This window comes from Rhodococcus sp. UNC363MFTsu5.1 (assembly GCF_000686785.1).
Classification (GTDB): domain Bacteria; phylum Actinomycetota; class Actinomycetes; order Mycobacteriales; family Mycobacteriaceae; genus Rhodococcus_G; species Rhodococcus_G maanshanensis.
In genome coordinates, this window is sequence record NZ_JMLO01000003.1 from 198255 (window position 1) to 220595 (window position 22341).

20 protein-coding genes (1 of these 20 cut by a window edge) are annotated in these 22341 nt (G+C 69.8%); 10 read left to right on the forward strand and 10 right to left on the reverse strand.

The annotated features are described in order from the left end of the window. Positions 1–3080, reverse strand: the beginning of a protein-coding gene (locus BR31_RS27595; protein ID WP_269321308.1) for a non-ribosomal peptide synthase/polyketide synthase. 24379 nt of this gene lie to the left of the window's left edge; only the first 3080 of its 27459 coding nucleotides appear in the window; the start codon lies at positions 3078–3080; its stop codon lies beyond the left edge, outside the window. A gap of 467 nt (positions 3081–3547) precedes the next feature. On the opposite strand from BR31_RS27595, the gene BR31_RS0106285 reads away from it, so the two are divergent. The 5 genes from BR31_RS0106285 to BR31_RS0106310 all read left to right on the forward strand — a co-directional run bounded on the left by BR31_RS0106285 (position 3548) and on the right by BR31_RS0106310 (position 8823). Continuing rightward, positions 3548–4444, forward strand: a complete 897-nt coding sequence (locus BR31_RS0106285) for a sulfurtransferase (RefSeq protein ID WP_027500226.1) — start codon at positions 3548–3550, stop codon at positions 4442–4444. Then, positions 4441–4854 (forward strand): SufE family protein, encoded by a 414-nt coding sequence (locus tag BR31_RS0106290; protein WP_027500227.1) that lies wholly within the window; start codon positions 4441–4443, stop codon positions 4852–4854. Before BR31_RS0106285 ends, BR31_RS0106290 begins: the two co-directional genes overlap by 4 nt. Before the next feature lie 106 nt (positions 4855–4960). Next, on the forward strand, positions 4961–6373 hold the full coding sequence (locus BR31_RS0106295; RefSeq protein ID WP_027500228.1) for a condensation domain-containing protein: 1413 nt from the start codon (positions 4961–4963) through the stop codon (positions 6371–6373). Positions 6374–6561: 188 nt separating this feature from the next. After that, positions 6562–8349 (forward strand): acetyl/propionyl/methylcrotonyl-CoA carboxylase subunit alpha, encoded by a 1788-nt coding sequence (locus BR31_RS0106300; protein ID WP_027500229.1) that lies wholly within the window; start codon positions 6562–6564, stop codon positions 8347–8349. A gap of 138 nt (positions 8350–8487) precedes the next feature. Further along, positions 8488–8823, forward strand: a complete 336-nt coding sequence (locus tag BR31_RS0106310; RefSeq protein ID WP_027500230.1) for a hypothetical protein — start codon at positions 8488–8490, stop codon at positions 8821–8823. Here BR31_RS0106310 and BR31_RS0106315 read toward each other — a convergent pair. Beyond that, the gene (locus BR31_RS0106315; protein WP_027500231.1) at positions 8816–9622 is read right to left on the reverse strand and encodes a tyrosine-protein phosphatase; all 807 of its coding nucleotides are present in this window, start codon (positions 9620–9622) and stop codon (positions 8816–8818) included. The two genes, BR31_RS0106310 and BR31_RS0106315, sit on opposite strands and share 8 nt — an antisense overlap. 33 nt (positions 9623–9655) lie before the next feature. Continuing rightward, on the reverse strand, positions 9656–10027 hold the full coding sequence (locus BR31_RS30470; protein ID WP_051637012.1) for a MerR family transcriptional regulator: 372 nt from the start codon (positions 10025–10027) through the stop codon (positions 9656–9658). A 50-nt stretch (positions 10028–10077) separates the two neighbouring features. Between BR31_RS30470 and BR31_RS0106325 the strand changes: the two genes are divergently transcribed. Both BR31_RS0106325 and BR31_RS0106330 read left to right on the forward strand, forming a co-directional pair. Continuing rightward, a complete protein-coding gene (locus tag BR31_RS0106325) occupies positions 10078–10719 on the forward strand; it encodes an NAD(P)H-dependent oxidoreductase (protein ID WP_027500232.1) in 642 nt (213 codons plus the stop codon). Positions 10720–10823: 104 nt separating this feature from the next. Then, positions 10824–11702, forward strand: coding sequence for a sigma-70 family RNA polymerase sigma factor (locus tag BR31_RS0106330; RefSeq protein WP_027500233.1), 879 nt, complete (start codon positions 10824–10826; stop codon positions 11700–11702). Between the two features lie 4 nt (positions 11703–11706). On the opposite strand, the gene lat is transcribed toward BR31_RS0106330, so the two are convergent. Continuing rightward, on the reverse strand, positions 11707–13038 hold the full coding sequence (gene lat, locus BR31_RS0106335; protein ID WP_027500234.1) for an L-lysine 6-transaminase: 1332 nt from the start codon (positions 13036–13038) through the stop codon (positions 11707–11709). A gap of 65 nt (positions 13039–13103) precedes the next feature. Continuing rightward, positions 13104–13544: an Lrp/AsnC family transcriptional regulator gene (locus tag BR31_RS0106340; RefSeq protein ID WP_027500235.1), complete on the reverse strand. Its 441-nt coding sequence runs from the start codon at positions 13542–13544 to the stop codon at positions 13104–13106. Between the two features lie 50 nt (positions 13545–13594). Between BR31_RS0106340 and amaB the strand changes: the two genes are divergently transcribed. Continuing rightward, positions 13595–15115 carry an L-piperidine-6-carboxylate dehydrogenase gene (gene amaB, locus BR31_RS0106345; RefSeq protein ID WP_027500236.1) on the forward strand — a complete coding sequence of 507 codons (1521 nt, stop codon included), beginning with the start codon at positions 13595–13597 and terminating at the stop codon, positions 15113–15115. Here amaB and BR31_RS0106350 read toward each other — a convergent pair. Genes BR31_RS0106350 through BR31_RS0106360 form a run of 3 tightly spaced genes read right to left on the reverse strand, consistent with a single transcriptional unit; the run spans position 15102 to position 18408 of the window. Beyond that, entirely contained in the window at positions 15102–15965 is an 864-nt protein-coding gene (locus BR31_RS0106350) for an SDR family oxidoreductase (RefSeq protein ID WP_027500237.1), read from the reverse strand. The genes amaB and BR31_RS0106350 overlap by 14 nt on opposite strands. Then, positions 15962–17449 (reverse strand): flavin-containing monooxygenase, encoded by a 1488-nt coding sequence (locus BR31_RS0106355; protein ID WP_027500238.1) that lies wholly within the window; start codon positions 17447–17449, stop codon positions 15962–15964. Before BR31_RS0106355 ends, BR31_RS0106350 begins: the two co-directional genes overlap by 4 nt. Then, positions 17446–18408 (reverse strand): patatin-like phospholipase family protein, encoded by a 963-nt coding sequence (locus tag BR31_RS0106360; RefSeq protein WP_027500239.1) that lies wholly within the window; start codon positions 18406–18408, stop codon positions 17446–17448. The genes BR31_RS0106355 and BR31_RS0106360 overlap by 4 nt, the downstream gene beginning before the upstream one ends. 70 nt (positions 18409–18478) lie before the next feature. Here BR31_RS0106360 and BR31_RS0106365 point away from each other — a divergent pair, with 70 nt between their 5' ends. Both BR31_RS0106365 and BR31_RS0106370 read left to right on the forward strand, forming a co-directional pair. Further along, positions 18479–19096: a TetR/AcrR family transcriptional regulator gene (locus tag BR31_RS0106365; RefSeq protein ID WP_027500240.1), complete on the forward strand. Its 618-nt coding sequence runs from the start codon at positions 18479–18481 to the stop codon at positions 19094–19096. After that, a complete protein-coding gene (locus BR31_RS0106370) occupies positions 19093–20115 on the forward strand; it encodes an acyl-CoA dehydrogenase family protein (protein ID WP_027500241.1) in 1023 nt (340 codons plus the stop codon). The genes BR31_RS0106365 and BR31_RS0106370 overlap by 4 nt, the downstream gene beginning before the upstream one ends. 6 nt (positions 20116–20121) lie before the next feature. On the opposite strand, the gene BR31_RS0106375 is transcribed toward BR31_RS0106370, so the two are convergent. Beyond that, positions 20122–21831, reverse strand: coding sequence for an alpha/beta hydrolase (locus BR31_RS0106375; RefSeq protein WP_081830344.1), 1710 nt, complete (start codon positions 21829–21831; stop codon positions 20122–20124). Between the two features lie 24 nt (positions 21832–21855). Continuing rightward, positions 21856–22260, reverse strand: a complete 405-nt coding sequence (locus BR31_RS0106380) for a DUF7144 family membrane protein (protein ID WP_027500243.1) — start codon at positions 22258–22260, stop codon at positions 21856–21858. Positions 22261–22341: the final 81 nt, after the last annotated feature.

Consider the following 22341-nt stretch of genomic DNA (forward strand, 5'->3'; position numbering starts at 1 on the left):
AAGCGCAGTCCGCGCTCCTTGGCCCGTGCTACGAGCTGGATGGCGATGATGCTGTCACCACCGACCGCGAAGAAGGACTCGTCGACACCGATGCGAGGGATGCCGAGCAGCTCCGACACCACCTCCGCGATCAGCTTCTCGGCCTCGGTGGCCGGTTCGCGGTACTCGGCGGTGGCGGCCCCGAACACGGGGATCGGCAGCGCGCGCCGGTCCAGCTTGCCCGCGGTGGTCAGCGGGACCGTGTCGATCACCATCACCACCGACGGCAGCATGTGGCCGGGCAGGAACTCCCCTGCCCGGGCGATCACCTCCGTCGGATCGACGGCGTGTCCGGTCCGGGGCCGGACGTAGGACACCAGCGCGATCGCACCGTTGCTGCGCTCGTGCGCGATGGTGACGGCGAAGTCGACCCCGTCCTGCGACGTCAATGCCGCATCGATCTCGCCGAGCTCGATCCGGAATCCGCGGATCTTGACCTGATGGTCGGCGCGCCCGACGAACATCAGCTCGTGGTCGGGTGTCCACCTGACCTCGTCGCCGGTCCGGTACATCCGAGAGCCCGACTCCGCGAAGGGATTCGCGACGAATCGGCCGGAGGTCAGCCCCCGGCGGTCGTGGTAGCCGCGAGCGAGCGCGGGACCGGCCAGGTACAGCTCACCGATCGCGCCCACCGGCACCGGGCGGAGACGTCGATCGAGCACGAGGGCACTCGCACCCTGGATCGGCGCACCGATGGTGATCCGATCGTCCACCGAGAGCGGGCGTCCGGTCGTGATGACGATGGTCGTCTCGGTCGGCCCGTAGCTGTTGGTGAATCGGCACGCGTCGGCGAACTTCCCGACCAGGTCCGGGGTGCAGACGTCACCGCCGACCACAACCGCGCTCAGGTCGGCGAGTCCGCTCGGGTCGACCGACCCGAGCACCGTCGGCGCCGAGATGATGTGCGTGACCTGTTGCGACCGAAGCAGATCCACGAGCTCGTCGCCACCGAACACCTCGGGCGGGGCGACCACCATGGTGGCCCCGGCGCTGAAGGCCTGGATCATCTCGAAGACCGAGGCATCGAAGCTGGCCGAGGAGAAGCGCAGCACCCGGGACGAGGAGGTGATGCCCAGCTCGGGGCGCGCCGCGGCGGCGAAGTTGGCGAGTCCGGCGTGCGTGACCACCACGCCCTTCGGCATACCGGTGGACCCCGAGGTGTAGATGACGTACGCCGGGTTTCCGGTGCGCAGCGGACGACGCCGGTCCACATCGGCGACCGCATCCCCCGGCAGCACCGCGATCCGGGCGACCGTCTCCTCGTCGTCCGTCACCAGCCAGTCGACCGAGGGCGGCAACACACCGCGCAGCGCCGCCGTGGTGAGCCCGACCAGCACGCCCGAGTCGGTGACCATGTGCACCTTGCGGTCGACGGGGAGCTCCGGGTCGATGGGTAGGAAGGCCGCACCGGACTTCGCCACCGCCCACACGGCCACCAGCGCCTCGACCGACCGTGCGAAGGCGAGGGCCACGAACGACTCCGGGCCGACGCCGCGGTCGATCAGCAGCCGAGCGAGCTGATTGGACCTGGCATCGAGTTCGCGGTAGCTGACCCGCTCCCCACCCGCGAGGATCGCGATGCCGTCCGGGTTCGCCGTCGCACCGTCCGCCAACAGGTCCGGCAGCAGGCGCGCGGCGGGGGCGGCGGGCCCGCGCAGAGGCACCAACTCCGCGCGTTCGTCGTCGTGCAGCACGTCGAGACCGGATACCGGCGCGGCGCCATCGGCCGCGGCGAACTGCGTGAGGTACTCCAGGAACCGCGCGTGGTGCCCCTGCAGGTCCTCGGCGGTGTACAGGTTCGGGTTCGCCTCGAAGTCGATGCGGGGCCTGCTCCCGGCGACGCTCGGATAGATGTTGACGGACAGGTCCTCGACCGGGCCGGTGGTGAGCACCCGCATCCGCCCGGTCAGTGCGCCGAGCCGGATCTCGCTGTGGAACATCATGATGTTGATCGCGGGCCCGAAGAAGCCGCGCTGCCCGGCACCGGAGCCGAGTCCGCGCCGCATGTCCTCGTGGCGGAAGCGCTGGTGGCGCAGCGCCCCGGTCAGCTCCAGCTGCACCTGGGACACGAGATCCGAGATCGTCGTCTCGTTGCCGACCTCGACCCGCAGCGGGATCACGTTGGAGACCATGCCGCCGGATCGCCGCATCCGTGCGGTCGTCCTTGCCGACACCGGCAGGCTCAGCGCGACGTCACTCTCGCCGGTCAGCCGGGAGAGGAAGGCCGCAACCGAGGCGATGGCGACCGGCGTGAACTGAGAGTCCTGCCCCTCCATGGCGGCCTCGGTCGCCGCGGCCATCGGTCCGCCCGCCACCAGCGAGAAGGCGCCGACCGCCGCGGTGCTCGCGGCGAGGCTGATCGGCTCGGGCAGGTCCCGGGTCCGCTCCATCCAGTACTCGCGGTCCTTGGCGAACCGGGTGGACTCCCGGTAGCGCGTCTCGTCCTCGCAGATCTCACGGACGGGACTGGCCAGGTGCTCGGCCGCGGGCCTGCCCTCGGCCGCAGCCGTGTACAGCTCCGCCACCCGGTTCATGTACGTCATCGCGCCGAACCCGTCGAGCGCGATGTGGTGGATGCGGGCGTACCAGTAGTAGCGATCCTCCCCGATCCGCAGGACCGCGGACTCGATCAACCGGTCCGTCAACAGGTCGATCGGAGCGCTGTACTCGGCGCGCATCCAGTCCTCGGCCGCAAGGGCCGGGTCGGCCGCGGACCGCAGGTCGACGACCTTCATCTGGTCATTGAGCGTCCCGTCGATGACCTGGGCCGGCTCGCCGTCGCGTTCGACGATCCGCAGCATCCCCGTGCCCATCTCCCGCGAGCCGAGGGCCCCGGCGGCCTGCAGGGCCTCGACGTCGAGGTCGCCGACCACCTCGACGCACTGGGCGATCGTGATCGGCACGTCCGGCAGGAGGTGCTGCGCGAACCAGATCCCACGCTGTGCCGCCGACAACGGAAACGCCTCGCTGCCGCTGTCCGCATCCGCCTGCGGACGTGAAGGGAGGAGATCGGACTCACGGACAGAGTCGCGTGCAGGCACCACGGGTAGAACCTCTCGAGATGATTGCTAAGCCCCCAAGAGACTCGGCGATTGGGCAAGTGTCCAGTTGACGGGGCATGTGTGTGGTTACGGCGGGGGTATTTGAGTGCCACCTGCGAGTTCTGGGCACGCGGATTTTTGCACGCGGATCGGCGCGTGTCTTTGCGGGAGACTACGAGACACCGAGGGCATCGCGCATGCGAATCGTGCAATTGTCCGATAAATTCCCCGGACGCTCCGAGCATCATTTCGGTGGCGGATAGACGCAGGTCAACGTGCTGCAAGGCGGTCGGCGACAATTCCTCGCGGCCGCCGGTCCGGCGTTCTGCCCGTAGTCCGAAACCGCGAACTATACACTCCATCAACTGCGAGGGCCCCGCCGCTCGGCATCGGCGCGGAGGGCGCACCCGGCGCCGTCAGCATAGAATCGACGGCGACCCGTTCGCCGCCTCGTCAGGAGATCCCCAGTGCCCGTAGCGCCCGACCCGAACCCCTCCTTCGCGGCGTACGCCCATCCCGAACGACTGGTCACATCCGAGTGGTTGGGCGCTCACATCGGCGCACCGGGCGTCAAGATCGTGGAGTCCGACGAGGACGTGCTGCTCTACGACGTCGGCCACATCCCGGGCGCGGTGAAGATCGACTGGCACCTCGACCTCAACGATCCGGTGACCCGCGACTACATCGACGGCGAGGCCTTCGCGGACCTGATGAGCCGCAAGGGCATCAACCGCGACGACACCGTCGTGATCTACGGCGACAAGAGCAACTGGTGGGCCGCCTACGCCCTGTGGGTGTTCACCCTGTTCGGCCACGAGGACGTGCGACTGCTCGACGGCGGTCGGGACGCGTGGATCGCGGAGGACCGGGGCACCACGCTGGACGTGCCGGAGAACCCGCGCACCGACTACCCGGTGGTCGAGCGGGACGACGCCGCGATCCGCGCCTTCAAGGACGATGTCCTCGGGCACCTGGGCACCGGACCGCTGATCGACGTCCGCTCGCCCCAGGAGTACACCGGCGAGCGCACCCACATGCCCGATTACCCGGAGGAGGGCGCCCTCCGCGGCGGCCACATCCCCACCGCGGCGTCGATCCCGTGGGCGAAGGCCGCCGCGCCGGACAGCCGGTTCCGCTCCCGCGCGGAGCTGGAGGAGATCTACGGCGCCTACGCACCGACCGACGACGTTGTCGCCTACTGCCGGATCGGCGAGCGGTCGAGCCACACCTGGTTCGTGCTCACCCACCTGCTCGGCTTCGAGAAGGTGCGCAACTACGACGGCTCCTGGACCGAGTGGGGCAACGCCGTGCGGGTCCCGATCACCAAGGGTGAGGAGCCCGGAGAGGTCCCGGCGCCCGTATGAGCCTGCCCGAACCGCTCGCCGAGATCGTCGACGACTTCGCCGCCGTCGACGGTCAGCAGAAGCTGCAGCTGCTGCTCGAGTTCAGCCGCGAACTCCCCGATCTGCCCGCCGAGCTCGAGCAAGCGGCGATGGAGCCGGTGCCCGAGTGCCAGTCGCCGCTGTTCCTCTCGGTCGACGCCACCGATCGGGAGCGGGTGCGGTTGCACTTCAGCGCCCCGCCCGAGGCGCCGACCACGAGGGGTTTCGCGTCGATCCTGCACCAGGGCCTCGACGGCCAGAGTGCCAAGGCGATTCTCGATGTCCCCGCCGATTTCTACTCGGCACTCGGCCTGGCGGAGGCGGTGAGCCCGCTCCGGCTCCGCGGGATGTCCGCGATGCTGACGCGCATCAAACGGCACCTCACGGACTGATCGAGACCTGCACACCGACCCGCCCGCCGGTAGACTCCCGGACGGGCGGGTCAGTGTGGTCCTACCCATCCATCAGCACACCACTCGTAAGAATTGGATGCTGCCAATGGAATTCACCGAGCTCTCCGATTACCCCATCTCCGCGGGCACACTCACCGAGTGGCTCCCGTCCGCGCCGTTCGACGGTGGGTCGTCGCCCTGGTTCGACGATCCAAGGCCCGCCTCCTACGTCCACGAGGCCCGCCTCCGTCAGGCCGCCCGCACCACCGGGCCAGAACACGGCTCGTGGCTCGGGACCGCATTCGAGATAGCAGGACAGCTCGACAGCGCGGCGCTCGCGCGTGCGCTGAACGAGTGGATCGACCGGCACGAGGCGCTGCGAAGTCACGCGAGCATCAGCCCGACCACGGGCGAGGTCAGCCGTCACACGATCGAGACCGGGCGCGTTCGGGTGGCCGCCCGGAGCCACGGCTACCGGTCAAGCGGCGCGCAGAACCACGCCGACCTCGCCCAGCTTTTCGACGGCTGCACGTCCCCGCTTTCCTGGCCCTCCTACGCCTTCGCCACCCTGGTGCCGCCCGGCCCCGACGATCGTTTCACCGTGTTCCTCGCGGCCGACCACGCGATCATCGACGGCTTGTCGGTCGTGATCGTCGCCCAGGAGATCGAGGCGCTGTATCGGCAGGCCCGCGACGGCGTCGACGCCGACCTGTTCCCGGTCGGCAGCTACGTGGATTTCGGGGCGCGCGAACGGGACGGCGCCGCCGAACTGGACCCAGGACACCCGGTGGTCGAGCTGTGGCGGTCGACCCTCGATCAGGGCGGCGGCGCGCTGCCCGAGTTCCCGCTCGACCTCGGCGACGCCGACCCCGGCCCTGTGCCGCAGAGCGGCGTGTCCGCCTGGGCGCTCGACGCGGACGGCGCGGACGCGTTCACCCTGGCCTGCCGCAAGCTCGGGCACAGCTTCTTCGCGGGCACCCTCGCGTGCCTCGGCATCGTCGGCGCCGAGCTCGCGGGCGAGCCGCGCTTCGAGGCCGTCACCCCGATGCACACCAGGAACGACCCGCAGCTGGCCGCATCCGTCGGGTGGTACGTGGGACTCGGCCCGATCTGCTTCGACGTGCGCGGCGCCCGGTCGTTCGGCGAACTGGCCGCGCGCGCCCAGGAACAGATCGCCGCGGCCAAGCCCGCGGCACAGTATCCCTACGAACGGGTCAGCGAGGTCCTCACCACGGCGGCCCGGCCGCGATTCGTCGTCTCCTACATGGACCTGCGCTTCGTTCCCGCGGCGACGCAGTGGCAGGAGTGGAACGCGCGGGCGTTGCGGAGCAAGCAGTACGAGCACGACGTGCACATCTGGGTGAACCGCACACCGCGGGGGGTGAACATCGCCGCCAGGTATCCCGACACCCGCGAGGCGGCGACCAACGTGCGCCGCTATCTCGGCCGGCTCAGGAACCTGATGGAGGAGGTCGTCGGCACCGGTACCTGCGTGCTCCCGGACCGCATCACCCGGTGACCGGAAGAATTACTGGTCAGTAGTGTTTGTCCCGCCCGCGGGGCCATCCGGACGAATTCGCTATCCGATTACATCGGGCCGGGGGGCGGTGCCTACACTCCGATGTGATGCCCGTAACCACCCCGCCGGGTACGACCCCCGGAAGGGGATCGAACAGCGGGTACCCCTTGCGACAAACAGGAGGCTCAGTGCCCAGTCATGCCAGCGCGCACATCACCAAGGTGCTCGTCGCCAACCGCGGCGAAATCGCCGTGCGTGTGATCAGGGCGGCAGCGGACGCAGGCCTGGCCAGCGTCGCCGTGTACGCCGAGCCGGACGCCGACGCGCCGTTCGTGCGCCTTGCCGACGAGGCCTTCGCCCTCGGCGGCCAGACGTCCGCCGAGTCGTACCTCGTGTTCGACAAGATCCTCGATGCAGCGAAGCGGTCCGGCGCCGACGCGATCCACCCCGGCTACGGCTTCCTGTCCGAGAACGCCGACTTCGCCCAGGCCGTCATCGACGCCGGGCTGATCTGGATCGGTCCCTCGCCGCAGTCCATCCGCGACCTCGGCGACAAGGTCACCGCCCGGCACATCGCCGAGCGCGCCAACGCCCCGATGGCCGCGGGCACCAAGGACCCGGTCAAGAACGCCGACGAGGTCGTCGAGTTCGCCAAGCAGTACGGCGTCCCGGTCGCGATCAAGGCCGCCTTCGGTGGCGGTGGCCGCGGCATGAAGGTCGCCCACACCATCGAGGAGATCCCCGAGCTCTTCGACTCCGCCACCCGCGAGGCGATCGCCGCCTTCGGCCGCGGCGAGTGCTTCGTCGAGCAGTACCTCGACAAGGCCCGCCACGTCGAGGCCCAGGTCATCGCCGACCAGCACGGCAACGTCATCGTCGCGGGCACCCGCGACTGCTCGCTGCAGCGCCGCTTCCAGAAGCTGGTCGAGGAGGCGCCCGCGCCGTTCCTCACCGACGACCAGCGCGCCCGCATCCACAGCTCCTCGAAGGCCATCTGCAAGGAGGCCGGCTACTACGGCGCGGGCACGGTCGAGTTCCTCGTGCAGGGCGACACCGTCTCCTTCCTCGAGGTCAACACCCGCCTGCAGGTCGAGCACCCGGTCACCGAGGAGACCGCGGGCATCGACCTCGTGCTCCAGCAGTTCAAGATCGCCAACGGCGAGGAGCTGGAGTTCACCGAGGATCCGACACCGCGCGGCCACTCCTTCGAGTTCCGCATCAACGGCGAGGACGCGGGCCGCGGCTTCCTGCCCGCCCCCGGACCGGTCACGAAGTTCGTCGCCCCGACCGGCCCCGGCGTCCGCATGGACTCCGGTGTCGAGTCCGGCTCCGTCATCGGCGGCCAGTTCGACTCGATGCTGGCCAAGCTGATCGTCACCGGCGCCACCCGTGACCAGGCCCTCGCCCGCGCCCGCCGCGCGCTGGCCGAGTTCCAGGTCGAGGGCCTCGCGACGGTCATCCCGTTCCACCGCGCCATCGTCGAGGACCCCGCGTTCATCGGCAACGGCGAGAGCTTCGAGGTCTACACCAAGTGGATCGAGACGGAGTGGAAGAACACCATCGAGCCGTTCACCGCCGGTGAGGCGCTCGACGAGGACGAGGCGCTGCCGCGTCAGTCCGTCGTGGTCGAGGTCGGCGGACGCCGCGTCGAGGTGTCGCTGCCCGGGCAGTTCTCGCTCGGCGGTGGCGGGTCCACCAACGGCGCCACCCGCAAGAAGCCCAAGCCGCGTAAGCGTGGCGGCGGCGCGGGCGGAGCGGCGTCCGGTGACGCCGTGACGGCCCCCATGCAGGGCACCGTCGTCAAGGTCGCCGTCGAGGAGGGCCAGGAGGTCGCCGAGGGCGATCTGATCGCCGTGCTCGAGGCCATGAAGATGGAGAACCCCGTCAACGCGCACAAGGCCGGCATCGTGACCGGACTTGCCGTCGAGCCGGGCGCCGCCATCACCCAGGGCACCGTCCTCGCTGAGCTCAAGTAGCACAAGCACTCTCGCTGCGCCCCCGGTTGCCAAGGCAACCGGGGGCGCAGTGCTGTGCGGCCACTATCCTGTTGCCATGGCAGAGCTTCCCGAGATCCGCATCGACACCGCCGGCCGCGAGCAGGGCGGTGACGAGTAGTGGAACCCATCGAGGTCAACGCGGGCGCCTGGTACCTGCGTGCGCTGCGCGCCGACGAGCGGGTCGACGACCGTCCTGCGCTCGCCGACGGCGGGATCGACGACCCGGACTATGTCGCCACCCGCACCGCGCAGTGGGCGGCCGACGAGCACTACTCGTGGGCCGTGTGCCAGCCGAACACCGGCGAACTGCTCGCCGAGGTGGGCCTGACCCTGGACGGGCCAAGGGCCGCGCTGGTCGGCTGGGCCCGCGCCGGGCACGAGGACGCGCTGAGCACCGCCACGACCGTCGTCCGGCGGTTCGCCGAGGGGGCGCTGGAGCTGACGGTTACGTGAGCAGGTTCGCGCGCAGCGCGTCCCGGTCCGCCGCCGAGATGCCGAGACCGTTCGCGAAGTAGCCCTCGACATCTCCGAATCCGGAGCGGACCTGCTCGATCGCCGCCTCGAGATAGGCCCTGCGCACACCGAGGATGGGCAGCAGGATGTCGGGGTTGCCACCCGCGGCACGGAACTTGTCGAAGACCGGCTCGAAAGCGGGCAACAGCTGCTCGTTGGTCAGCAGGTAGTCGGCGAAGGCGTCCTCCTCGCTGACCCCGAGGAACATCAGCAGCGACGCGCTCGCCCAGCCCGTCCGGTCCTTGCCGGTGGTGCAGTGGATCAGCGCGGGAGTGCTCTGCGCCCGCGCCAGGTCCGTGAACAGGCCGCGGTAGGACTCGACCGCGCTGGGCAGGGTGACGAAGTCCCCGTAGCTCTTGAGCAGGTAGTCGTTGGTGTCGCCGGTGCCGAGCAGCCGCTCCGCCAGTTCCGGGTCCGTGAGGATCTGCTGCATCATCGCGGGGGCCGCGCTGGGATCGGTGTCCGCGAGCACGTCCAGCACCACCTCCTGCGCGCCTGCCGGGATCCGGTCGGGCAGCAGGGCCCGCTCGGCCTCGGTCCGCAGGTCGAACACGGTGGTGATCGCCAGCGCCTCCAACGCGGCCACGTCACCGTCGGCGACGCGCCCGAGGTCGGTCGAGCGGTAGACGACGCCCGTCCTGACGGTGGCCCCGTCTGCCGTCGGATAACCACCGATGTCGCGCAGGTTGGGCACCGAGGCGATGGGGATGCTGGCGCCGACCTTGGAAGGAGTGCTCATACCAGCACGGTAGACCACGATCCCGCGCAACTCTCAGGCACGCCCGTAATTTCGTTCAACGTTTGAACGGATTTCTTGGATGCCTGCCTTCTCGGCAATCAGACGCGCGATCGCCTCGTCCAACTGACGACTCCGTTCGTCGAGCTTGACCAGTGCGGCCTCGCGTTCGCCCGCCGATGCGTTCTGCTCGTCGCCGCACACGATGTGCAGCATCGAGGCCGCCTCGGTCAGCGACAGGCCCGATGCCAGCAGGCAGCGGACATCGTGAACCGTCTTCGCGTCCTCGGGCGCGTAGTGGCGATAGCCGTTGGGATCGCGGCCGGGCGAGAGCAGGCCCGCGCTCTCGTAGTGACGAAGCATCCGTGCACTCGCGCCCGTGATCGCGCTCAACTCGCTGATCCGCATTGGGCCTCCACCTTGACATTGACGTTAAAGTCATACTTTACGTTGGCCGCATGACGAACGAAACGACTCGACCGAACGTGCTTCTCGTGGTGGCGCATCCGGACCGCGACTCGGCAACCTGGGCCATCGGCCGCGCCATCGAGCAGGGCATCGAGACCGACGGGAACGCCACCGTCACGACGCATGACCTGTCGCGAACGGGATTCGATCCCGTCTTCGGCGAGCAGGATCTCGCGCACTACCGGCAGACCGGCGCCGTGCCTGCCGACGTCCAACGGGAGCAGCGACTGGTGGATTCCGCCGACGTGGTCGCCGTCCTCTTCCCCGTGTACTGGTGGGCCATGCCCGCCCTCGCCAAGGGCTGGATCGACCGCGTGTTCACCCGAGGCTGGGCCTACGACGACGGGCCGGACGGCGGTCCGAGCGCCATCGACCAGCTGCACTTCGTCGGGGTCGCCGCCGTCGACGAGGGCACCTACGATCGGCGCGGCTACCGCAAGGCGATGACCACCCAGCTGCAGCACGGCATCGCCGGATACTCCCGAATCGACGAGTCGTCCGTTCGGCTGCTCTTCGGAGCGGAGACCGCGGACCCGCACGTACACGAGCACCTCGCCGCCGAGGGCCACAAGATCGGCGCCGACCTGGCGCAGCGCGCGCAACTCGTCTTCGACCGGGACAACGAGGCCTGAGCAGTGGTGGCCGGCTCATTCGTGCCTGCATAATGACTTCTCCAGTGTTGTCCGGGTTTTCGTCCGTCACGGTGATGGCGGAGTGTGACGGGAGAATGTGACAGGTGGACGAAAACGACTGGCTGGCGCTGCGTTTCGAGGAGCACCGCACCCACCTGCGGGCGGTCGGCTACCGGATGCTCGGCTCGCTGAGCGATGCCGACGACGCGATCCAGGAGACCTGGCTGCGGCTGAGCCGGTCCGAGGCCGACAGCCTCACGAATCTCGGTGGGTGGCTGACGACCGTCATGGGACGGGTGTGCCTGGACATGCTGCGTTCGCGCAAGGTGCGCCGCGAGGATTCGATCGACGACCAGCAGTTGCCCGATCCGATCGTCGGCGTGGTGGAGGGCACCAACCCCGAACACGAGGCGCTGCTGGGCGATTCGGTCGGCCTCGCGCTCCTCGTTGTCCTGGACACCCTTACGCCCGCCGAGCGCCTGGCCTTCGTCCTGCACGACATGTTCGCCGTGCCCTTCGATGAGGTGGCGGCCGTCGTCGGGAAGTCCACCGCCACCACCCGGCAGCTCGCCAGCCGCGCGCGCCGCCGCGTCCAGGACTCGACCCCGGTTCCCGATCCCGACCTCGTCCGACAGCGGGAGGTCGTGGACGCGTTCCTCGCCGCGTCCAGGGGCGGCGACTTCGATGCCCTCGTCGCAGTCCTCGACCCCGACGTGGTGCTCAGGGCCGACACCGGCGCCGGATTCCTGAAGGTGGTTCGCGGGGCGGAGGCGGTGTCCGCGCAGGCGCTCAGCTTCGCCAGGTTCGCGCACTCGTCCATGCCTGCGCTCGTCAACGGTGCGGTCGGGATGGTCAACGCGCCGGATGGCCGGCTGCAGTCGGTCATGGCCGTGACCATCACGAACGGCCTAATCGTCGAGATCCACATCCTCGCCGATCGCCCGCGCCTGGAGCGCCTCGACCGGGAGGCGGCCAGGGGCTGACGCGCTACCGGCCCAGCACCCGATCGAGCGCGTCGACCGCGGCGTCGAGTTCGGCCACCGTCACCGTGAGCGGTGGCCGGAACCGGATGCCGCGCTCCCCCGTCCCCAGGATGAGCACGCGCTCGCGCTCACGCATCTGGGCGACGACGGCGTCGCGCCTTGCGGCCGAGTCGAGCGTGCACGCGCACATCAGCCCCCGCCCGCGGGGGTCGGTCACGATCGGGTGCCGCTCGGCCAGTTCGACGAGCCGCGAGAGCAGGTGCGCGCCGAGCAGCCGGGCCCGGTCGATCAGCCGGTCCCGTTCGATCACCTCGAGGGTGCGCCGGGCCCGGACCATGTCGGCGAGGTTGCCGCCCCAGGTGGAGTTGATCCGCGAGGCCACCCGGAACACGTTGTCGGGCACCTCGTCCACGCGCCTGCCTGCCATGATCCCGCACACCTGCGTCTTCTTCCCGAACGCGACCACGTCGGGTTCGATCCCGAGCTGCTGGTATGCCCACGCGGTCCCGGTGAGGCCGACACCGGTCTGCACCTCGTCGAGCACGAACAGGGCGTCGCGCTCGCGGCACAGCGCCGCCATCTGCTGGAGGAACTCGGGCCGGAAGTGGTGGTCGCCGCCCTCGCCCTGGATCGGCTCGGCGACGAAACACGCGATGTCGTCGGGATGTTCGTCGAAGGCCCGCCGCGCCTGCGCCAGCGCCAGCGCCTCCGCCGCAGCCACGTCACGACCGGGCTCGAGATAGGGGGCGTCGATGCGGGGCCAGTCGAACTTCGGGAACCGCGCGACCTTGTTCGGGTCGGTGTTGGTCAGCGACATCGTGTACCCGCTCCTGCCGTGGAAGGCGTGGGTCAGGTGCAGCACCCTGGTGCCGAGCGCCGGATCGAGCCCGCGGGCCTCGTTCGTCCGGCTCTTCCAGTCGAACGCCACCTTGAGGGCGTTCTCGACGGCGAGCGCGCCGCCGTCGACGAAGAACAGGTGCGGTAGCGCCGGATCACCGAGGACCCGGACGAAGGTGCGCACGAACTCCGCCATCGGCACCGTGTAGATGTCGGAGTTGCTCGGCTTGTTCACCGCCGCGGCGGTCAGCTCGGCCAGGAAGGTCTCGTCCGCCGCCAGGTCGGGGTGGTTCATCCCGAGCGCCGAGGACGCGAAGAAGCCGAACATGTCCAGGTAGGTGGTGCCGTCGCGGTGATCGACGAGCCGCCGCCCGTGTGAGCGTTCCAGATCGAGGACGAGGTCGAAGCCGTCGACCAGCAGGCTCGCCCGCAGCACCTCGTGAACCTCGCCAGGAGCGAGGCCGGGGACGGGCCGAGAACGCCGGATCGCGGTGCTCATACCTCAAGATTATGTTGATAATCCGGCCAAAGTCACTAGAAACTGGAAAATTGGTTGACTGTTGGCTAGTCGCCGTAAAATGTTTGCAGAATGATGGTGCTGCGGGTCCGCACATTGGCGGTCGACCGGATCTCCTGCAGCAGCGCCTCGAGCGCCCGGGGCGACGCCACGCGCACCAGCAGGACGTAGCTCTCCTCCCCCGCGACCGAGTGACAGGCCTCGACACCGGGGATGTGCTCGAGACGGGCGGGCGCGTCGTCAGGACTGGACGGGTCGAGAGGGGTGATCGCGACGAACGCCGAGAGCTGGTTGCCCAGCGCTTCCGGATCGACCTTGGCGGCGTAACCCCGGATCACCCGACGGGCCTCCAGTCTGCGCACCCGGGTCTGGACGGCCGACACCGACAACCCGGCCTTCTCGGCCAGTGTCGCCAGGGTGGCCCTGCCGTCGGCGATCAGTTCACGCACCAACAGGGTGTCGATCTCGTCCAGTGTGTCCGGCACCAAGGCAGGCTAACTCAGCGGACACTGGAGCAGGCACCGACAGGAGGAACACCATGAACCTTCCCGACACCGAGACCCTGCGGTCGATGGCCGAGGCGGCGCTGCGCGCGTGTGGTGCCCGCGACGAGCACCCGTCCTCCGACGGCACGCTGCTCGCCCGCACGCCGATCACCGGCGGAGTCCTCTGCGCCCTGACGCCGAGCAGCCCGGATCAGGTCGCGGACGCGACGGCCGCGGCACACGATGCGTTCACGGTGTGGCGCACCGTGCCCGCGCCTGGGCGCGGCGCACTGGTCCGGCGGCTCGGCGAGCTGCTGACCGAGCACAAGTCGGACCTCGCGACCCTCGTCACGCTCGAGGCGGGAAAGATCACCTCCGAGGCGCTCGGCGAGGTCCAGGAGATGATCGACATCTGCGAGTTCGCGGTCGGGCTGTCCCGCCAGCTGTACGGCAGGACGATGGCATCCGAGCGCCCCGGGCACCGACTGATGGAGACCTGGCACCCGCTCGGTGTGGTCGCGGTGATCTCCGCGTTCAACTTCCCGGTTGCCGTGTGGTCGTGGAACACCGCTGTCGCCCTTGTGTGCGGGGACACCGTGGTGTGGAAGCCGTCCGAGCTGACGCCGCTGACCGCGATCGCCTGTGATGCGTTGCTGCGCAGGGCCGCCGAGGACGTCGGCGCGCCGACCGACGTCCATCGTCTGGTCCTCGGCGCGGGACCGGTCGGCGAGCAGCTCGTCGACGACCCGCGGGTAGCGCTGGTCAGCGCGACCGGGTCGGTGCGGATGGGCCGGGCGGTCGGGCCGCGGGTGGCGCAGCGCTTCGGCCGGTGCCTGCTCGAGCTGGGCGGCAACAACGCGGCCGTGGTCGCGCCGTCGGCGGACCTCGATCTGGCCGTGCGTGGGATCGTGTTCTCCGCTGCGGGCACGGCGGGCCAGCGGTGCACCAGCCTGCGCCGGCTGATCGTGCACTCCTCGATCGCCGACGAGACCGTCGAGCTGGTCGCCTCCGCCTACCAGCAACTCCTGGTCGGCAACCCGCTCGAGGAGGGCACCCTCGTCGGTCCGCTGATCGGCGAACGGTCCTGGGACGCCATGACGGCCGCGCTGGACAAGGCCCGAGCGGACGGCGGCACCCTGGTGTGCGGCGGCGAGCGGGTGGAGTCGAATGGCGGCCACTACGTCACCCCCGCGCTGGTCCGGATGCCCGCGCAGACCTCGGTGGTGCGCGAGGAGACCTTCGCCCCCGTCCTCTACGTGCTCACCTACGAGACCCTCGACGAGGCGATCGCACTGCACAACGATGTGCCGCAGGGCCTTTCGTCGTCGATCTTCACCATGGACCAGCGCGAGGCCGAGCGATTCCTCGCCGCCGACGGCTCCGATTGCGGGATCGCCAACGTGAACATCGGCACCTCCGGCGCGGAGATCGGCGGCGCGTTCGGCGGCGAGAAGGAGACCGGCGGTGGCCGCGAGTCGGGCTCCGACGCATGGAAGGCGTACATGCGCCGGGCCACCAACACCGTCAACTACTCCGACCAACTGCCGCTCGCGCAGGGCGTCAGGTTCGGGTGATCGACCGCACCCGGTCCTCGTAGTCCGCCCGACCGGCGCCGTCCACCGACGTCAGCGCCCGGTTCCCGCCGACCACCCGGCGCACCAGCGCGATGAGCGGTTCGGGGGCCAGCGCCAGGCCGAGGTCGAGCGCGGCCAGGTAGCCGGGCACCGGCGTCTGCGCCCGCCGGGTGCGGCAGGTCCGCACCACCGCGGCGGCGATGTCCTCGGGATCCACCGTCGGCAGCCCCTTGCCCAGCGGCAGCCCCGAGGTCAGGGTGGTGCGCACCGCGCTCGGCAGCACCGTCGAGACGCTCACCCCGCCGTCGGCGAACTCCAGCCGCGCCGCCGAGGACAGGCCGACCGCGGCGAACTTGCTGGCGTTGTACACGGCCAGCCCGGGGATCGCGATCTTCCCCGCGAGCGAGGCGACGTTGACGATGTGGCCGCGACCGCGCTCGATCATCGCGGGCGCCACCGCGCGCATGCCGTGGATCAGCCCCCACACGTTCACGTCGATCGTCGTCTCGCCGACCTCGTCCGGCTCCTCGAGGAACGGGGCCACCGGCATCACCCCGGCGTTGCCGACCAGCACGTCGATGGGACCCAGATCGGCGGTCACCGCGGCGACGCACGCGTCCCACGACGGCCGCGTCCGCACGTCCAACGTGTAGGCCCGTGCCGCCGAACCGATCTCGGCCGCGACGCCATCGGCCGCGGCGCGATCGAGGTCGGCGACCGCGATCCTGGCGCCGCGCGCGGCCATGGCCAGTGCGGTGGCCCGGCCGATCCCACGCCCGGCCCCGGTGATGAGGACGACGGCCCCGGCGAGGTCGATCGCGGGGTAGCGCTGCTGTGCTGTGAGGTTCATCGGGTCACCATTTCTGTCGGGAGATCGGTGGAGGTCTCGTACGCGCGCTCGTCGAACTCGCCGAGCCGGGTGCGCATCCGGTCCGTTGACCACGGCCAGTTGAAGCTGTTGCGCCCGTTCACGTCCAGGAAGTAGCTCTGGCATCCGCCCGCGTTGTAGACGGTGGTGGCCAGCGCCTGCTGCACCTCGGCGTTGAACGCCGCCTGCACCTCGGGCCGGGTCTCCATCCGGGTCCAGCCGCCCGCGCGGGTCGCCGCGATCGCCTTCGCCATGTACTCGAGCTGCGCCTCGAGGATCATGAACGCGGAGGTGTGCCCGGTGCCGAGGGCGGGACCGAGCAGCACGTACGCGTTGGGGAACCCGGCGACGGTGGTGCCGAGGTACGCCTGGGGGCTGCCCTTCCAGTGGTCGTCGAGGCTGCGGCCGGCGCCGTCGAAGACCTTGCTGCCGATCGGCATGTCGAGGATGTGGAAGCCGGTGCCGAAGATGATGGCGTCGACCTCCCGCTCGGAGCCGTCGGCGCCGATGACGATGTTCCCGCGCACGGCCGAGACCGCGTTCGCGTGCACCTCGACGTTCGGCTTGGTCAGCGCCGGGTAGTAGGTGTTCGACAGCAGCAGCCGCTTGCAGCCGAGCGTGTAATCGGGGGTCAGCGCCTTGCGCAGTTCGGGATCACGGACCTGGGTTCGCAGCTGGGCCCGGCCGATCTGCTGCACGATCCGCAGGATCCACGGGTTCCGGAAGCCGACGCCCAGAGCCTCCATGATCGTGTACTCGACCGAGCGCAGTGCCCGATGCGCGCCGGGGATGCGCCCCATCGCCCATCGCTCGATCCTCGGCACGTAGTGGTCGGGCTTCGGCAGCACCCACTGCGCGGTGCGCTGGTACAGGTGCAGCCGCTCCACCTCGGGCTGGATCGCGGGCACGAATTGCACTGCGGAGGCGCCGGTCCCGACCACGGCGACCCGCTTGCCGGCCAGGTCGTATGCGTGGTTCCACCGGGACGAGTGGAAGACCTCCCCGGTGAACGTGTCCAGGCCGGGGATGTCGGGCGTCAGCGGCTCGTTCCACGGACCCGCGGCGGCGACGACGGAGTTCGCGGTGAACGTGCCAGCCGAGGTCTCCACGATCCACCGCCTGCTCGGCTCGTCCCACTGCGCGCGGGTCATCTCGGTGCCGAGGCGCACGTGCGCGTCGACCCCGTGTTCGGCGGCGGTCCTGTCGATGTACCGGCGGATCTCCTCCTGCCCGGCGAAGAGCCGGGTCCACTCGGGATTCGGGGCGAACGAGTAGGAGTAGAGGCCGGACGGGACATCGCACGCGCACCCGGGATAACTGTTGTCGCGCCAGGTCCCGCCGAGCGAGTCGCTCTTCTCGAGGATCGCGAAATCGGTGATCCCCATCCTGCGCAGGGTGATGGCCGCGCCGATGCCGGAGATCCCGCCACCGACGATGAGGAACTCGAAATGCTGTGCCTGTGTCATCGCACGTCTCCCGTTGCGAGTCGGTGGGCCAGGGCGGCCCTTGTGGTCCGCAGCGAGGACTCGAGGGTGGCCAGTCGTCTGCGGTCGTCCATGAAGTTCGGGCCCATCACGGCCAGGTCCTCGGCGGTGGCGTCGAGCCGGATGACCCGGGTGCCCGCGGCCTCGACGGCGGCGACCTCCGCGTCCAGGCCTGCACTCATCCAGCCGCGCAGGACCAGGCGCTCGGCACGCGCTGCGCCGCGACCGGGGACCCGCCCGGTGGAGGCCATCGGCGCCAGCACCACCAGTTCGTCGAGATGGAGGGATGCCACCAGGTCCGCCGATGCGGTCGAGGCCGCGCCGCCGTCCACGAACCGGCGGTCGCCGACCCGCACCGGCGGGAACCAGCCCGGGATCGCCCAGGATGCCCGAAGAGCCTGCGAGAGTGTCGCTTCCGGGGCACCAGGCGAACCGAACGCGACGCGCTCTCCGCTGTCGTAGTCCATCGCGACGAGCCAGGTCGCGGGGTGCGACACCCACATGCGCCCCGGGGCCATGCCGAGCGCGAGCTGGTGCAGCCAACCCGCATCCCCGCCGCCGGGGGGCAGTAGACCGCTCAGCGCCGTGACCGGCGCGACCTCGCGCCGCAGGCCGGCACGCGCGAGCCGTGGCGATCCGAGCCCGAACCGCGGCAACGGCGGGAACCGGCCAGGTGCGTCGGCGAGGTGTGTGCGAAGCGCCGGGTCGGTGACCTGCTCCCCCAGCTGCATCGCGAGCAGTTCGTCCACCCCGACCCCGCCGCCGAGCATGGTGACCAGTTCCGCGCCCGCCGAGGTGCCGACCAGGACCTCGGCCTCGCGCGGATCCCAGTCCAGCGCGTCGCGGACCGAGGCCAGCGCCGCGACGGTCCACGCCGCGCCGAGCGTGCCGCCGCAGCCGATCACCAGGCCCCGACGAAGTTGTCTGTCACTCGAAGTCATATTCAGAAACTAGCAGTATTCGAATACGATGGGTATACCAAACCTAGAGTTTTCTCGGAACGGAGTTGTGATGGCGCGAATGACCAGGTCGGAGAGTCAGGCCAAGACCAGGGCCGACCTGATTGCGACCGCGCGTGACCTGTTCCTCGCGGACGGGTACGCCGTGACCTCGCTGGAGAAGGTCGCCGAGGAGGCGGGTTACTCGAAGGGCGCGGTGTACTCCAACTTCCGCAACAAGAACGAGCTGTGCCTGGAGGTGCTGCAGCTCATCCACGTCACCAAGGGCGCCGAGGTGGCCGAGGTCATGTCCCGGCAGGCACCGCTGGAGGAACGACTGACGGCGTTCGAGAACTGGGCCGAGCGCACGCTCGGCGACGTCGGCTGGACCACGCTCGAGTTCGAGTTCATCGTCCTGGCCCGCCACGATCCGGAGCTGCGGGCCGCGCTCGTGTCCAGCCTCGGCATGGCGCGCGGCATCGTGGCCGCCATGCTCAGTGCGCTCGTGGCCTCCGGTGAGGTCACCCTGCCGATGTCGGTGGACGACGCCGCGACCAGCGTGCTGAGCATGGGCGTCGGCCTCGGCATCCAGCGCGCCATCGACCCGTCCATCTCGACCGGCATCGTCACCCGGAACCTCCGCGCGCTTCTCACCGCAGCAGGCCCAGCGGATCTACCCTCACAGGCGTGACGAACTGGCCCGAGCTCGCGCGCGAGATCGCCGACGACGTGCTGTACCCCGCCGCCGACAGCGTCGATGCCGACGGGGAGATCCCGCTCAGCCACTTCGAGGCGCTGGCCGCGGAGGGCTTCTACGGCCTCGCCGCGCCGCCCGACTTCGGCGGACCCGGCCTCGGGATCGATGACCTGGTGGCGGTGGTGGAGACGCTGTGCGGCGGTTGCCTCGCCACGAGCTTCACGTGGATGCAGCACCACGGGGTGGTCGCGGGACTGGCGTCGAGCCCGAATCACGATCTGCGCGACGAGTATTGGGACGGGTTGATGGACGGATCGGTCCGGGCAGGGGTCGCCTTTGCCGGCGCCATCCCGCGACCACCCTTGCTGTATGCGCGCCGCGTCGACAACGGGTACGTGCTCGACGGTGTCGCACCCTTCGTCACCGGCTGGGGCATCGTCGACATCCTGCAGCTGAGCGCCCGCGACGAGTTCGACGATTCGATCGTGCACGCCGTCGTCGACGCGGTCCCCGGCCAGGGCGTGTCGGTCGAGGAGCTACCCCTGATCGCCGCGCGCGGGAGCAACACCGTCCGGATGCGATTCGACGGATTCGAGGTGCCGGACGAGCGGGTGAGCAAGGTGGTCACCCAGGAGGAGTTCACCGCCGGTCAGGGATTCGGGTCCTGGCTCAACGCCTGCATGGCGATGGGCGTCGCCCGGCGCTGCCTCACCGAGCTCGGCGAGCGGGGTGCGGACACCACCGGGTTCACCGCGGAGGCATCGACGGTGCGGGCGGACCTCGATGCCGCGCTCGGCGGCCGGTCCGACCTCTTCGCGGCGCGGGCCAGCGCATCCGAGCTCGCGATCCGGGCCGCCGCAGCGCTGGTGACCGCGACCGGCAGCTCCGCTGCCGTGGCCGGGGCCACCGCGGAACGGCTGATGCGAGAGGCGACGCTGACCCTCGTCGCGGCGACGCGGCCGCAGATCCGCACGTCGCTGCTGGACCGGCTCGGCGGCGGGGCCGGTAGCTGAGCCGGACTACTCACCGGCGTCGATGACGGTCCTGAGGGTGGCGAGCTTGTCTGCGGTGAGATCCGCTGGTCGCAGGACCGCATTCCATCCGTCGACGTACTCGCCCGTGTACTTGTGGCCGTGGCCGGCCGGAACACCGGTGGAGAACGGCAGGTCGGCGGTGATCTGCCAGAACGTCACGAACGGTATCCAGACCATCTCCTCGAGCACGTCCCGCCCCGGCGGCTGACCGATCCAGTCCGGCTCGCTCAGGATCAGGTTCGGACTCCACCAGACGATCGGGTCGGAGGGATGCATCAGGTACAGGACACGGCTGCCGTCCCACGGCTGCCCCGCGGGAGGAATTCCGCCCTCGGGATCGTTGCTGAAGCGCACGGTCCGCCCGTCCTTGTAGACCGGCTCGACTTCCGGGCTCCCCGCATCACGCTGATCGCTGAACTCACGGAACAGGGTGTTGAAGTTGGGAGGGCCTGCGAACAGCGTTCCCGCGGTGCGGTTGCGCAGGTCGTACTCACCGCTGAATGCGGTCTCACCGCCGAACGAGCCCAGGCTCTCCCCCGCGACGAACAGCCGGGGACGGTCGTCCTGCGGCAGTTTGGACCACACGTCGTAGACCGCGTCGAACAGGTCGCGCCCGGCTTCCCGTGCCTTCGACTGGTCGACCAGGTACGAGATCCACGACGGCAGGTACGAGTACTGGATCGCCACGGTCGCCGCGTCGCCACCGGTGAGGTACTCGAAGGTGTCCACCAGGGCCGGGTCAACCCAGCCGCTCCCCGTCGTCGTCACCACGAGCAGGTTGGCGCGCTGGAATCCGCCCGCACGGGTGAGGTCCTCGACCGCCAACGCCGCCCTGGACTCGGAGTCCTCCGACGACGCCAGACCGGCATAGGTGCGAATCGGCTCCAGCGCCTGATGGTCGACGAACTGGCTGATCTGATCGGTGGACGGGCCCTCGCCGATGAAGCTGCGCCCCTGCCACCCGAGCGAATCCCACGGCACGACCGATCCGGGCCCACCCGACCGCAGTCCGGTCACAGGCTGCTGCACACCTTCCGGTGTCTTCGTGTCGCGCAACGAGAAGGCCCCGTTGGCGACACTGACCAGGCCGCCGAGCAGTACTCCCGAGACCACCGCGTAGACGAGTCCGGCGATCAGAAACCACCCGACGACGCTCGCCGCCCGCCGCCCTATCCACCGGTCGAGCAGCCTCGCGCTCCAGCGGTACAGCCAACGGATTCCGCGCCCGATCGCCAGGATGAGGCAGAACACCACCGCCGCGATGACGGGTGCGAGAACCACGAGCGGGATGCTGTACTCGGTCACACCCATCAGCGCGCGGATCTGGTGCTGCCAGTACTGCCCGAGGCCGAACGCGGCGGCGAACAGCACCACCGCAGCAACGAGGAAGACGCGCCAGGAGCCGCGGCGCGGGGGCCGAGGAGCTCGGTCGGCGAACGCGCGCCACACGAAGGCCGCGAACACTCCCAGTCCGTACCCGATCGCGGCAGTGATCCCACAGACGACTCCCTGCAGGAACCCTCCGCGCGGGAGCAGCGACGGAGTGAACGACAGACAAGCGAAAACGAGTGCACCCCAACACCCGGGAAGGGTGACGGACAGCAGTTTCCGGTGCCCGCCGGACTCGGGCGGCCCGGCGTCGTCGACTCCGGCGGCGGGCGGACCGCCGGACGAATCCAGGACCTTCGACGCCATGGCCACCTCCGCATGCCGCTACGACTACTCCCAGCCGGAGCTCGGAATCCAGTTCCACACCGCCCAGATGACGACCACGTCGAGCGCGATGACCATGCCTGCCCACCCCGGGGCATACGGCAGCCACAGGAAGTTGGCGATGATCGACAGTCCGGCGATGACGATCGCCAACGTCCGCGCCCATATCCCGGCGCTGAACAGCGCGACGCCCACCAGCGCGATCGCCACACCGAGCACGATGTGTATCCAGCCCCACGCGGTCAGATCCAGTTCGTATGTGTAGTCGACACCGACGGTGTAGACCTCGTCGTTGCCGACCGCGGCGATCCCCTGGAGGACCTGGAGCACGCCGGCGGTGACCAGAAGCACGGCGGCGGCGACCGATGCGCCTGCCGCGACCTCCTGCTTGACGCTCGACTTCTCGGACACGACGGTTCACCTCTCCGGACCAAGCGACGCGGAGCGTAGCGGAGCCGGCGTTTACCGACTCCTCGGATGCGCTACGCCACT

Bases quoted from the DNA above. Each gene is read 5' to 3' on its own strand.
- lat (WP_027500234.1), bottom strand. From the start codon at position 13,038: ATGAGCACCGCGATCCGGCGTTCTCGGCCCGTCCCCGGCCTCGCTCCT.
- BR31_RS0106375 (WP_081830344.1), bottom strand. From the start codon at position 21,831: ATGGCGTCGAAGGTCCTGGATTCGTCCGGCGGTCCGCCCGCCGCCGGA.
- BR31_RS0106350 (WP_027500237.1), bottom strand. From the start codon at position 15,965: ATGAACCTCACAGCACAGCAGCGCTACCCCGCGATCGACCTCGCCGGG.
- BR31_RS0106360 (WP_027500239.1), bottom strand. From the start codon at position 18,408: ATGACTTCGAGTGACAGACAACTTCGTCGGGGCCTGGTGATCGGCTGC.
- BR31_RS0106365 (WP_027500240.1), top strand. From the start codon at position 18,479: ATGGCGCGAATGACCAGGTCGGAGAGTCAGGCCAAGACCAGGGCCGAC.
- BR31_RS0106355 (WP_027500238.1), bottom strand. From the start codon at position 17,449: ATGACACAGGCACAGCATTTCGAGTTCCTCATCGTCGGTGGCGGGATC.
- BR31_RS0106315 (WP_027500231.1), bottom strand. From the start codon at position 9,622: ATGAGCACTCCTTCCAAGGTCGGCGCCAGCATCCCCATCGCCTCGGTG.
- BR31_RS0106325 (WP_027500232.1), top strand. From the start codon at position 10,078: ATGACGAACGAAACGACTCGACCGAACGTGCTTCTCGTGGTGGCGCAT.
- BR31_RS0106290 (WP_027500227.1), top strand. From the start codon at position 4,441: ATGAGCCTGCCCGAACCGCTCGCCGAGATCGTCGACGACTTCGCCGCC.
- BR31_RS30470 (WP_051637012.1), bottom strand. From the start codon at position 10,027: ATGCGGATCAGCGAGTTGAGCGCGATCACGGGCGCGAGTGCACGGATG.
- BR31_RS0106295 (WP_027500228.1), top strand. From the start codon at position 4,961: ATGGAATTCACCGAGCTCTCCGATTACCCCATCTCCGCGGGCACACTC.
- amaB (WP_027500236.1), top strand. From the start codon at position 13,595: ATGAACCTTCCCGACACCGAGACCCTGCGGTCGATGGCCGAGGCGGCG.